Origin of the sequence: Micromonospora palythoicola, from assembly GCF_036689795.1 — a bacterium.
Lineage (GTDB): Bacteria > Actinomycetota > Actinomycetes > Mycobacteriales > Micromonosporaceae > Micromonospora > Micromonospora palythoicola.
This window is the reverse complement of the sequence record NZ_JBAGKI010000001.1, coordinates 78,332-90,651: the sequence shown is the minus strand read 5'-3', so window position 1 is coordinate 90,651 and position 12,320 is coordinate 78,332. Positions and strand designations below refer to the sequence as shown.

Genomic DNA, 12,320 nt, shown 5'->3' with positions numbered 1-12,320 from the left:
GTGCGGCCGCCGGTCAATCCGTCGGTAGCAGACCGTAGATCGTCGAATCGGCCCGGTGGCCGGCCGTACCGGGCAGCCGGCCGCGCAGCAGCCCCTCCCGCCGGAAGCCGACCTTCTCCAGCACCCGCTGGGACGCGGCGTTCTCGGGCAGGGTGCCGGCCCACAGCCGGGACAGGCCGACATGGTCGAATCCCCACCGGGCGAGCAGCCGTACGGCGCGGGTGGCGTAGCCGCGTCCGCGCCACCGCGGCAGCAGGCTGTAGCCGATCATCGCCTGCCCGCTGGCGGGCTGGTCGTAGTTGAGCGTGCAGTTGCCGACGAAGTCACCGGACGCACCGTCGAGGATCGTCATCGCGGCGGTGGTCCCGACCAGCCACTGCCCCTCCGCGCCGGCGCACCGCCGTTCGATCTCGTCCCGGGCGGGCGCTCCCGGGGGAACCCGACTGGCCGCCACCTCCGGATCGCTGTGCAGGCGGTAGGTCTGCTCGGCGTCGTCCGGTCCGAGTCGGCGCAGCACGACCACCCCGTCGGTGAGCCGGCCGTCGGGCAGGTCCGGCAGTGGACGCTCCGACGGACCGGGCGGGTCGCCGGCGAGGCGCACCCACACGGTCAGGTCCCGCCGGTCGCCGCCCCGGGCGGGCGTCGCGGAGCGGCGTACCCCCTCGGGCCGGAAACCGGCGGCCAGCGCGACCCGCTGGCTGATCGCGTTCTCCGGGCGGGTGAGCAGCTCCAGGCGGGCGGCGCCGCCGGCGAAGGCGTGCTCGGACAGGGCGCGGGTGGCGGCGGTGGCCACCCCTCGGCCACGCGCCCACGGCGCCACCCAGTAGCCGATCTCCGCCTGGCCCCGCGGCGGCACCGGGTTGTTCAGGCCCACGGTGCCGACCAGCCGGCCGGTCGTCGGGTCGACCACGGCGTACGCGGCGCCGCCGCTGGCGAAGGCGGCCGGAGCACCCTGCGTGATCCACCACCGTGCGTCGGCCTCGGTGTACGGGTCGGGCAGCCCGTCGAGGAAGCGCTGGGTGAGCGGATCGGCGCAGCCGGCCGCGACATCCTCGACGTCATCGAGGCGGAACGGCCGTAGCCGCACCCCGTACGCCTCGATCCACTGCTCGCTGCCCTGTGGTTCCCTCATGAAAGGTCCTCCGCGAGCAGGGCACCGACCCAGGCGTCGACCCGGTTGCCGCGGTGGTGAAGGGCTCCTCGGGCGGTGCCCTCCATCGCAAAACCGGCCTTCTCGGCGGCCCGCCGGGAGGCGACGTTGCCGACGTTGGCCCGCCATTCGATCCGGGCCAGCCCGAGGGTGGTGAAGCCCCAGGTACACAGGGCCGCCAACGCCGCCGGCAGGTAACCCCGCCCACGGACCTGTGGCGCGGTCATGAAGCCCACGTCCGCCACCAGCGGGTCGGTCGGCGACAGCCGCAGGTCGATCGAGCCGGCGTACCGGTCCGCGGCGTCGGTGAGCACGAAGTTGGCGCTGGTACCGGCGGCCCAGGTGCCCTGGACGAACCGTAGGAAATCCTCGGCGTCCGCGCGCGTGTACCCCTCCGGCACGGTCGTCCAGCGCAGTGTGTCCGGGTCCCGGCAGGTGGTGACGATCGCGTCGAGGTCGCGTTCCTCCATCGGGCGCAGGCTCAGCTCGTGCGTGCCGGCGGTGGCGAACAGGGTGGGTTGCGGCTGGCCGAAGACGGCGGCACGACGGGCGTCCAGGGTGCCCGGACCGGCCGGGCCGACCTCGCCGGGCCCTGGTACGTCACCGGGCAGCAGAGTGCCGAACCACTCGTGGGCGCCGCCCACCGGGTCGGCGTCCCGCAGCCGCCCCTCGATCCGTACGCCGCAGCGCAGGGCGACCAGTCGGGAGGCGTGGTTGCCCACCCGTGCGCCCCAGAGCAGCCGGCGCAGCTTCAACTCGTCGAAGGACCACCGGGCGACGGCCCGCACGGCCCGGACGGCGACGCCCTGGCGACGCGCCCACGGTGCGGTCCAGTACCCGATCTCGCTGAGTTCGTGGTTGCGGTCGATGGTGTTCAGCCCGCAGGCGCCGAGCACCTCGCCGCCGGCGGCGTCGCAGACCGCGAAGGCCGCCGCGGTGCCGAGTTCCCACTGACGGCCGCGGTCCGCGACGAAGCTCTGCGCGTGTTCGTGCCGGTACGGGCGAGGTACGGTGGTCCAACGCTGGATGTCCGGATCCTGGCAGGCGCGGTGCACGGCGTCGGCGTCGGACTCCCGCCACGGCCGTAGCAGCAGACCGTCCTCGGTGATCTCCACGGGCTCCACCGGGCCATCGTGCCGGATCGTTCGCGCACGGCGTAACCGGATAACCGGGACGCGAACGAGAGCGGAGAGTGTTATGTCGGTTTCGCGGCGGCCGACCACCGCCACCAGTGACCATCCGCCCGATGGAGCGCCTACGATGGTTCGAGACTGTCTAGGGGAGCGTTGATCCGTGTCGATTCTGGAAAAGGTCCTCCGCGCGGGCGAGGGGCGCATGGTGCGCCGCCTCAAGGCGATCGCCGCCGCCGTCAACTCGATCGAGGACGACTACGTCAACCTCACTGACGATGAGCTGCGCGACATGACCGAGCAGTTCAGGGAGCGCCTCGCCGACGGCGAGACCCTGGACGACCTGCTGCCCGAGGCGTTCGCGGTCTGCCGGGAGGCGGCGGCCCGGGTGCTCGGTCAGCGGCCGTACGACGTGCAGGTGATGGGTGGCGCGGCGTTGCACTTCGGCAACATCGCCGAGATGAAGACCGGTGAGGGCAAGACCCTGACCTCGGTGATGCCGGTCTATCTCAACGCGCTGTCCGGCAAGGGCGTGCACGTGGTCACGGTGAACGACTACCTGGCCCAGCGCGACGCCGCCTGGATGGGCCGGGTGCACGAGTTCCTCGGCCTGAGCGTCGGTGTGGTGCTGCCCAACCGTCCGGCCGCCGAGCACCGGGCGGCGTACGAGTGCGACATCACCTACGGCACCAACAACGAGTTCGGTTTCGACTACCTGCGCGACAACATGGCCTGGTCGAGGGAGGAGCTGGTCCAGCGCGGCCACAACTTCGCCGTGGTCGACGAGGTCGACTCGATCCTGATCGACGAGGCCCGTACCCCGCTGATCATCTCCGGCCCCGCCGAACACTCCGCCCGCTGGTACGGCGAGTTCGCCGCGGTGGTGGCCCGTCTCCAGGCGGGCAAGGACGGCGCGGGCGACTACGAGGTCGACTACTCCAAGCGCACCATCGCGGTCACCGAGCGGGGCGTGGCGAAGGTCGAGGACCGGCTCGGCATCGACAACCTCTACGAGTCGGTGAACACTCCGCTGGTCGGCTACCTGAACAACGCGATCAAGGCCAAGGAGCTGTACAAGCGCGACAAGGACTACATCGTCAGCGACGGCGAGGTCCTGATCGTCGACGAGTTCACCGGTCGCATCCTGCACGGTCGCCGCTACAACGAGGGCATGCACCAGGCGATCGAGGCCAAGGAGGGGGTGGAGATCAAGCAGGAGAACCAGACCCTGGCCACCATCACCCTGCAGAACTACTTCCGCCTCTACGACAAGCTCGCCGGCATGACCGGTACGGCCCAGACCGAGGCGGGCGAGTTCAACAAGGTCTACAAGGTCGGCGTGGTGACCATCCCGACCCACCGGCCGATGATCCGCGAGGACCGGGCCGACGTCATCTACAAGACCGAGCAGGCCAAGTTCAACGCGGTGATCGAGGACATCGCCGAGCGGCACCAGGCAGGTCAGCCGGTGCTCGTCGGCACGGTCTCGGTGGAGAATTCCGAGATCCTGGCCCGGCTGCTGACCCGTCGGGGCATCCCGCACTCGGTGCTGAACGCGAAGTTCCACGCCCGGGAGGCGGAGATCGTCGCTCAGGCCGGCCGCAAGGGCGCGGTCACGGTGGCCACCAACATGGCCGGCCGGGGCACCGACATCCTGCTCGGTGGCAACCCCGAGTTCCTCGCGGCCAACGAGCTGCGCCAGCGCGGACTGGATCCGCTGGAGAACGCCGAGGAGTACGACAAGGCCCTCGAAGAGGTGCTGCCGAAGTGGAAGCAGGCCTGCGACGCGGAGGCCGAGGAGGTCGCCGCCGCCGGTGGGCTGTACGTGCTGGGCACGGAACGGCACGAGTCCCGGCGGATCGACAACCAGCTGCGTGGCCGGTCCGGCCGGCAGGGTGACCCGGGCGAGTCGCGGTTCTACCTGTCCCTGCAGGACGAGCTGATGAAGCGGTTCCGCTCCGGTGCGGTGGAGGCGGTCATGGACCGCTTCAACATCCCGGAGGACGTGCCCATCGAGTCGAAGATGGTCACCCGCCAGATCAAGAGCGCCCAGGCCCAGATCGAGGGGCAGAACGCCGAGATCCGGAAGAACGTCCTCAAGTACGACGAGGTCATGAACAAGCAGCGCCAGGTGATCTACGCCGAGCGACTGCGCGTACTCAACGGTGAGGATCTCTCCGACCAGGTGCGCAACATGATCGACGACACCGTCGAGGCGTACGTGCGGGGGGCCACCTCGGACGGCTACGCCGAGGATTGGGATCTTGAGCAGTTGTGGTCCAGCCTCAAGCAGCTCTACCCGGTGGGCATCACCATCGAGGAGCTGGAGGAGGAGGCCGGTGGGTCGCGGGCCAGCATCGACGCCGACTTCCTGCTCGCCCGGCTGAAGGAGGACGCGAACGCCGCGTACGACCGGCGGGAGGAGCAGCTCGGTGCCGAGGGCACCCGACAGCTGGAGCGGATGGTGTTGCTCCAGGTCATCGACCGCAAGTGGCGTGAGCACCTCTACGAGATGGACTACCTCCAGGAGGGCATCACGCTGCGGGCATACGCCCAGCGCGACCCGGTGGTGGAGTACCAGCGTGAGGGCTTCGACATGTTCGCCACCATGATGGACGGCATCAAGGAGGAGACTGTCGGCTTCCTCTACAACCTCGAGGTGCAGGTCAACGAGCCGGAGCCGGAGGCCGAGGAGGTCCAGCTGCTGGACAAGCCGGTGGAGATCCGGGCCAAGGGCCTGGGTCGTGCGCCGCAGCAGCAGGGGCTGCAGTACTCCGCGCCGACCATCGACGGTGAGGCTGGCTCCGGTGGCGTCGCGGTGCAGCGTGAGGAGCAGCGGGCTCCCGCGCTCGGCATCGGCCGCCCGGACCAGGCCGCCCCGGCGGCGCCGGGCCGGACGGCACCTGCCGCGCCGCAGCGTCCAGCGGGTGGCCTGCGCGGCCCGGCGGTCCCGGTCGGCAGCTCCCGCCAGCCCGCACCGGGGCAGGCGACCGCCGGCAACGGACCGTCCCGTAACGCGCCGTGCCCCTGCGGCTCGGGTCGTAAGTACAAGCGCTGCCACGGTGCGCCCGGCGGCACCTCGGCTGGCTAGGGATCCGTCCGGCTCCGGAAGATCGCGCCCGATCCCGAATCGAGTGAGCATCGCCTGGCGGACCCGGCCACTCGCTCGGGATCCGGGCGCGATCTCGTCCGGGCGCCCGTCCGTGGCGGTCGGGTGCTGGGCGCGCCGGTCAGAGAACCCGCAGGTCGGTGCAGAACCAGTTGCCGCAGCGTTGCTCCAGGCGGAGCGCCATCGCCCAGCTACCACCGCCGGCACCGGTGAGGACGGCGGCGGCCTCGATGGCGGTGGGGCGTGGCTCGCAGACGCGCAGCCGGCGCAGCCGCACCCCGGGCCGCGCCGAACGCCGCCGGGCCGGAGCCCCACGTGCGGTGGCGCGGGCCAGCTCGGGCAGCAGCACCGCGACCCGAGCGGGATCGAGTTGACGACGTAACTGCACCGGCGGCCGGAAGCCGTTGAACACCTCCAGGCAGGTGGCGACGAAACGGTGGGCGATCCGGGTGGCCCCGGGCGTCGCCGTGGTCAGTGCCTCGGGCGGCAGCTGCCGGGCCGGCTCGCGGCCGGACCACGCCGCACCCGGTCCGGTGGGCCGCCCGGCCTCGCCCGGCCACGGCACGCCCGGGCTGACCGGTCGACTGCCCGAGCGCGCGGCCCCCTGCGGCGACTGCTGCCGCTCCTGACCACGGCCGCGAGGCCACTGGCGGCCGGTCGCGAACAGGTCGAGAGCGAGCTGGCCGTCGGCCGGGCGGGGCCAACCGGCGGTGTCCTCGTCGACGGAAGGCGGTTCGAAGGCGGGCGCCGGGCGCAGCCGCACGGGCGGGCGCGTCGGCCCGGGTCGCCGGAGGTCGGTCATCGAGGTGCCTCCACCTGTCAAAGCTTACGTTTACCTTCGTTTGCCTTCGACAGCCTTGATTGTCGGGCACGACAGAGCCCACGGTCAATGCCGTGGCAGCTCCTACCGCTCCTCGGGCTCGCGTTCCGCCAACGGGTTGCCGCGTACCCACTCGGCGGTCTCGGCGTACTTGCGCTCGATGTACTCCTCCAGCCGGGCCCGTTCCACCCGCCACTGCCCCCGGCCGCCGATCTTGATCGCGGGCAGCTCGCCGCTGCGTACCATGTGGTAGACCTGCGAATCCGACACGTTCAGCTCGGTGGCCACGTCGGACAGCAGCAGGAACCTCGGTTCCACCGAAACTCCCCTGGTTGACGTCGTTCGCCTCAGTTTGCCACCGGCGGCCGACCGCCGACCAACCCGTCGCCCGCCCGGCGGGACACACCGGCCCGTCGCCGGAACTTCCACGAGGGCGACACGAGGTGTATGACGGTCAGGGCGAACGGGCAGGACCGTACGCCGGACCGGCGGTGTCGCCGCCGGACGGAGCAGAGCGGGGGAGACCACGGTGACCGACGAGCTTGTCCGGGTCTACGTGCCGGCGACCGTGCCGATGCTGACCAGGCTGCCGGAGCACGGCCTCGCCGCGACGCAGGCGCACGCGGTGACTCCGACGCTGCGCGAGTGGTACGCGGAAGGCGACGAGGAGGAGTTGGAGTACGTCGCCTTCACCCGCGCCGCCCAGGACGCGCTGCAACTGATCCGTCATGACCCGGCCGCGCCGCGCCGACGGGTGGTGGTCTCGGCGGACCTGCCCGCGACGGCTATCGGTCGGGGCGACGGTGAACTCGGCTCCAGCGTGGTGGAGTTGCTCACCCCGGTGCCGGTCGCGGCCGTCGCGGCCGTGCACGTGGACGGGGTGGACGCCGCGACCGACGTGGCCGCCGCCGTCGAGGTGGTCTTGGAGGCGTTGGCCGGTGACCCCGACGCCCAGTTCACCGTCGATGGTGCCGAGGACCACGAACTGGAGTGGTACGACCCCAGCGAACTGGAGTCGCTGCTGCGCGCCACCGCGACGGAGGACTGACCGCCGTCCGGGTCGCCGGTCGTCGGCTACGCCTCGTCGTCGGGCGGCGCGCTGAGCGTGCGGCCGAAGCTGACCACGGCGGTCAGCGCGCCGACGAACAGCACCCAGATGGCGTTGTCCATCCGCGAAGTGCCGAGTGAGGTCTGTGCGACCGCGTCCGCCTCGCTGAGCGCGGCGGCCAGGTCGATGAGCGAACGCCCACCGATCCGGATGATCACCTCGGTGAGCAGCAGCAGAAGCCCGGGCCCGGCACCTGCCAGCAGGTACGCCGGCCAGCGCGGTCCAGCCGCGCCACCGTCCCGTACGGCTCGTCGCCGGGCCCAGGTGAGGTAGCCGAAGGCCAACGCCCCGGCGACCAGCCCGGCCAGCAGGGACTCGGTCCGGGAGACCCAGGTGGCCGCGTCGACAAGCGACTGCTGGCTGTCGCCGGCGCCGAAGAGGTTGAACAGCGGATCCCGGGCCACGCTGAAGGCCACCACGAAGACCAGGGTGCCCAGGGCGGCGGCGGCCACGGCACCCACCACGGCACCGTCGCGGGCCCCGGCGAGCGCGCCGCCGATGACGGCCGCGGCGGCCGTGGTGCCGGCGATCGTGCGGGTGGTGACGTCACCCGCGTAGGTGAGATCGATCGCGAGCGCGGCGAGCAGCCCGACCAGCAGCCCGGCGCCGATCGCCACCGCGAAGCGCAGGGTCACCCGCTCGGTCCGGCGGGCCACCGGTTCCCCGGCGGCCAGTCCGACGGCGGCCCCGGCCACCAGCGCGGCCGAGATCACGCCGGGCAGGGCGAAGGCGGAGAGGCTCACCGCGGTGACCCCGGCCGTCGCCGAACTGATCGCCTCCCGGGTCGACCAGAGCATCGCGGCCAGCCAGCCGGTCGCCAGCAACGCCAGCACCGTGGCTGCCGGTGCGGGTGCCGGGCGGCCGGCTTCGATGTCGTCGCCCGCGCGTGGGTCGGCGGTCTCGGAGTGCTCGCCGACCTCCGGGGCGCTGGCCTCGGTCCGGTCGCTCGGTTCCGGATCGGCGGCGTGGGACTGGTCGGGCTGAGCGGCGGTCGGCCCACCGGGCTCGTTGCTCAATCGTCTTCCCTTCGCCGCCGGGCCCGACGGGCCGCAACCGTCACCGGCAACCCAGCGTACGCGGCCGGGACGCGGGCGCGCCCGAAGCCCGCACGGCCTGCATTCCTTCGGTCAGGTTTCGCAACGGGGAACGAATCGGTTCCAGTGGAGGTGAAGAACCTCGTGATCAATGGTCCACGCCCGCCCGGGGTGTCAGTGACCGATGCTGGCCGTGGGAGGATTGGCACGGGTCCCGCCAGCGCGGGGCCGGTTTCGCCATCGCCGCCGAGATCGCCAGGAGCCCTGATGGACGCCGTGTTCTCCGTACCCGAGCCACGTAACGAGCCGGTGCGCAGCTACGAGCCGGGCAGCACCGACCGAGAACGTCTCCAGCGGCGGCTCACCGAGCTGGCCGCCGAGCGCATCGACCTGCCGATGACCATCGCGGGCGAACAGCGGATGGCCGGCGGCGAGGCGATCCAGGTGGTGCAGCCGCACCGGCACGCGCACGTACTCGGGGTCACCGGCCACGCCACCCATGACGACGCGCGAGCGGCGGTCAAGGCCGCCAAGGACGCCGCGCCCGGTTGGCGCACGCTGCCGTTCGAGGAGCGCGCCGCGATCTTCCTACGCGCCGCCGAGCTGCTCTCCGGACCCTGGCGGGACACCCTCAACGCGGCCACCATGCTCGGCCAGTCGAAGACCGCCGTCCAGGCCGAGATCGACTCGGCCTGTGAGTTCATCGACTTCCTGCGGTTCAACGTGCACTTCGCCCGCAACCTGCTGGCCGAGCAGCCGATGTCGTCGCCCGGCGTGTGGAACCGCTTCGACCACCGGCCGCTCGAGGGATTCGTCTACGCGGTCACCCCGTTCAACTTCACCGCCATCGCCGGCAACCTGCCCTCGGCGCCGGCCCTGCTCGGCAACACCGTGGTCTGGAAGCCGGGCCCGACCCAGCAGTTCGCCGCACACTTCACCATGCGCCTGTTCGAGGCGGCCGGCCTGCCGCCCGGTGTGATCAACATGGTCACCGGTCGGGGCGAGGAGGTCTCCGACGTGGTGCTGGCCGATCCAGACCTCGCCGGCATCCACTTCACCGGGTCCACCAAGGTCTTCCAGCACCTGTGGCGCACCGTCGGGGAGAACATCGCCGGCTACCGGGGGTACCCGAGGCTGGTCGGCGAGACCGGCGGCAAGGACTTCGTGGTCGCGCACTCCAGCGCCGACGTCGACGCCCTGCACACGGCGCTGATCCGGGGTGCCTTCGAGTACCAGGGGCAGAAGTGCTCGGCGGCCTCCCGCGCGTACGTTCCCCGGTCGCTGTGGGAGGGCGGCCTGCGCGACCGGCTGGCCGCGACCGCCGACGGGCTGGCCTACGGCGACGTCACCGACTTCCGTAACTTCGGCGGCGCGGTCATCGACGACAAGGCGTACTCCCGGCACACCGCGGCACTGGAGCTGATCTCCTCCGACGCCAGCTGCCGGATCATCGCCGGTGGCACCGCCGACGACTCGGTCGGCTGGTTCGTCCGCCCGACGATCTTCGAATGCGAGGACGCGGCGCACGAGACCTTCACCACCGAGTACTTCGGTCCGATCCTCGGCGTGCACGTCTTCGACGACGCCCGCTTCGACGAGGTGGTCACGCAGGCCGAGGCCATCGCCCCGTACGCGCTCACCGGGTCGATCTTCGCCACCGACCGGCGGGTGGTCGACGCGGTGGCCGAGAAGATGCGGTACGCGGCCGGCAACTTCTACATCAACGACAAGCCGACCGGTGCCGTGGTCGGTCAGCAGCCATTCGGCGGTGCCCGGGCCAGCGGCACCAACGACAAGGCCGGATCCTGGCACAACCTGGTCCGCTGGATGTCCCCCCGGACGATCAAGGAAACCTTCGTCCCACCGACCGACCACACCTACCCCCACATGGGCTGACGATGTGACGAAGGGCCCCCGACCGACGCCGCATGGGGTGCGGGGGCCCTTCCGCCCGCCCGCCGGGTCGCCGGCCGGGGACGACCGGACGTGGCAGGTGGCCGGCTTCGGTGGACCGTCGCGCGCCGACAGTGCACATAGGAAACCCCAATCGGTGGCGAAAAGGGGAAATCCTGGACGCTGGCCCGGCAAAGTGGCAGCGTAAGGGGCATGGCGGAATCCGGAGTGAACCCCACGGCGGCAGCCCTGCTCGGGCTGCTCCATGAGGGCCCCATGACAGGTGGCCAGTTGATGGCCGCCGCCGAGCGCCGGCTGGCGCCGTACTGGTCGATGACCCGAAGCCAGGTCTACCGCGAGTTGCCGGTGCTGGCCGAGCGGGGTTTCGTCCGACTGGGTAAACCCGGCCCGCGGATGAGTCAGCCGTACGCGATCACGGCATCGGGAAAACGGACATTTTCCCGATGGCTCGCCGAGGATCCGGGGCGGGACACCATCCGCAACCCGATCGCCCTGCGCATCGCCTTCGGGAACCTGCACTCCCCGAACCAGCTCAAGAACCTCCAGGCCGCGGCCAACGAGTACCACACCGACGCGCTGGCCCGAGTACGCGAGCAGGTCAAGAACGCCAAGAAGGAAGGCGACACGTACGACGCGAGCGCGCTGGAGTTCGCCGTGGCGTACCACCGGGCCGCCCTGTCCTGGCTCAAGAGCGCCGCCCCCAGCTGACCCTGGTTCCGATCCGAGCGGGGCTCGCAAGCTCACTCCTCGTCCGCGCGGGGTTTGTTTGGCGCGGACTGCGGGGCTCGCAAGCTCACTCCTCGTCCGCGCGGGGTTTGTTTGGCGCGGACTGCGGGGCTCGCAAGCTCACTCCTCGTCCGCGCAGTACCCTTGTCTGTCGTGACCGCTGCCGACTTCGCCGAACAGCTCAAGGAACTCGACGCCACCCTGCGCAACATCGAGGCGGTGCTCGACCTCGACCGCCTCCGCGCGGACAAGGCCCGCCTGGAGCAGGAGGCGTCCGCCCCGGATCTCTGGGACGACCAGGCCCGCGCCCAGCAGGTGACCTCGCAGCTGTCGTACGTCAACGGCGAGATCGACAAGCTCGGCAGCCTGCGGTCACGGCTGGACGACGCGCACGTCCTGCTGGAACTCGCCGAGGCGGAGTCCGACTCGGGGGTGCTCACCGAGGTCGAGTCCGAGATCACCGGGCTGACCAAGGCCATCCAGGAGATGGAGGTCCGCACGCTGCTGTCCGGTGAGTACGACTCCCGGGAGGCGCTGGTGGCCATCCGGGCCGGTGCCGGCGGCGTGGACGCGGCCGACTTCGCCGAGATGCTGCTGCGGATGTACCTTCGCTGGGCCGAGCGGCACGGCTACCCGACCGAGGTCTACGAGACCTCGTACGCCGAGGAGGCCGGCCTGAAATCGGCCACCTTCACGGTCAAGGTGCCGTACGCGTACGGCACGCTCAGCGTGGAGTCCGGCACCCACCGGCTGGTGCGGATCAGCCCGTTCGACAACCAGGGGCGGCGGCAGACCAGCTTCGCCGGGGTCGAGGTGCTGCCGGTGGTCGAGCAGACCGACCACATCGACATCCCCGAGAACGAGATGCGGGTCGACGTCTACCGCTCCTCGGGCCCGGGCGGGCAGAGCGTCAACACCACCGACTCGGCCGTACGGATCACCCACATCCCGACCGGCATCGTGGTGACCTGCCAGAACGAGAAGTCGCAGTTGCAGAACAAGGCCTCCGCGCTGCGGGTGCTCCAGGCCCGGCTGCTGGAGCGCAAGCGCCAGGAGGAACAGGCCAAGCTCCAGGGCCTCAAGACCGACGCCGCCGGGTCGTGGGGCGACCAGATGCGTTCGTACGTGCTGCATCCCTATCAGATGGTGAAGGATCTGCGGACCGAGCAGGAGACCGGCAACCCGGGTTCGGTCTTCGACGGTGACCTCGACTCCTTCATCGAGGCGGGGATCCGGTGGCGCAAGCAGCAGCAACTGGCCGGCGACCGTGCGTGATCGATCGTGGGCGGAGCGCGCCGTCGATCTCCACCTGACGTGCTGATTTGATGA

At 71.2% G+C, this 12,320-nt stretch carries 10 protein-coding genes; 5 read left to right on the top strand and 5 right to left on the bottom strand.

The genetic code is table 11. The features are described from left to right. Nucleotides 1-13: 13 nt before the first annotated feature. Together V5O40_RS00365 and V5O40_RS00360 are read right to left on the bottom strand one after the other, a co-directional pair. The gene (locus V5O40_RS00365; protein ID WP_332903541.1) at nt 14-1,132 is read right to left on the bottom strand and encodes a GNAT family N-acetyltransferase; all 1,119 of its coding nucleotides are present in this window, start codon (nt 1,130-1,132) and stop codon (nt 14-16) included. Then, entirely contained in the window at nt 1,129-2,274 is a 1,146-nt protein-coding gene (locus V5O40_RS00360) for a GNAT family N-acetyltransferase (RefSeq protein WP_332903540.1), read from the bottom strand. Before V5O40_RS00360 ends, V5O40_RS00365 begins: the two co-directional genes overlap by 4 nt. Before the next feature lie 169 nt (nt 2,275-2,443). On the opposite strand from V5O40_RS00360, the gene secA reads away from it, so the two are divergent. Then, complete coding sequence (gene secA / locus V5O40_RS00355; protein WP_332903539.1) at nt 2,444-5,371, top strand: preprotein translocase subunit SecA; 2,928 nt, start codon at nt 2,444-2,446, stop codon at nt 5,369-5,371. A gap of 139 nt (nt 5,372-5,510) precedes the next feature. On the opposite strand, the gene V5O40_RS00350 is transcribed toward secA, so the two are convergent. After that, nucleotides 5,511-6,191, bottom strand: a complete 681-nt coding sequence (locus tag V5O40_RS00350) for an Rv3235 family protein (protein WP_332903538.1) — start codon at nt 6,189-6,191, stop codon at nt 5,511-5,513. Between the two features lie 102 nt (nt 6,192-6,293). Further along, nucleotides 6,294-6,527: a helix-turn-helix domain-containing protein gene (locus tag V5O40_RS00345; protein WP_332903537.1), complete on the bottom strand. Its 234-nt coding sequence runs from the start codon at nt 6,525-6,527 to the stop codon at nt 6,294-6,296. A 211-nt stretch (nt 6,528-6,738) separates the two neighbouring features. Between V5O40_RS00345 and V5O40_RS00340 the strand changes: the two genes are divergently transcribed. Further along, a complete protein-coding gene (locus tag V5O40_RS00340; protein WP_332903536.1) occupies nt 6,739-7,257 on the top strand; it encodes a DUF6912 family protein in 519 nt (172 codons plus the stop codon). A gap of 26 nt (nt 7,258-7,283) precedes the next feature. On the opposite strand, the gene V5O40_RS00335 is transcribed toward V5O40_RS00340, so the two are convergent. Then, nucleotides 7,284-8,333, bottom strand: coding sequence for a hypothetical protein (locus V5O40_RS00335; protein WP_332903535.1), 1,050 nt, complete (start codon nt 8,331-8,333; stop codon nt 7,284-7,286). Between the two features lie 285 nt (nt 8,334-8,618). Between V5O40_RS00335 and pruA the strand changes: the two genes are divergently transcribed. The 3 genes from pruA to prfB all read left to right on the top strand — a co-directional run bounded on the left by pruA (nt 8,619) and on the right by prfB (nt 12,266). Next, nucleotides 8,619-10,247, top strand: a complete 1,629-nt coding sequence (gene pruA / locus V5O40_RS00330; RefSeq protein ID WP_332903534.1) for an L-glutamate gamma-semialdehyde dehydrogenase — start codon at nt 8,619-8,621, stop codon at nt 10,245-10,247. Nucleotides 10,248-10,457: 210 nt separating this feature from the next. Then, complete coding sequence (locus tag V5O40_RS00325; RefSeq protein WP_269739714.1) at nt 10,458-10,973, top strand: PadR family transcriptional regulator; 516 nt, start codon at nt 10,458-10,460, stop codon at nt 10,971-10,973. Between the two features lie 171 nt (nt 10,974-11,144). After that, nucleotides 11,145-12,266: a peptide chain release factor 2 gene (gene prfB / locus V5O40_RS00320; protein ID WP_164449935.1), complete on the top strand. Its 1,122-nt coding sequence runs from the start codon at nt 11,145-11,147 to the stop codon at nt 12,264-12,266. Nucleotides 12,267-12,320: the final 54 nt, after the last annotated feature.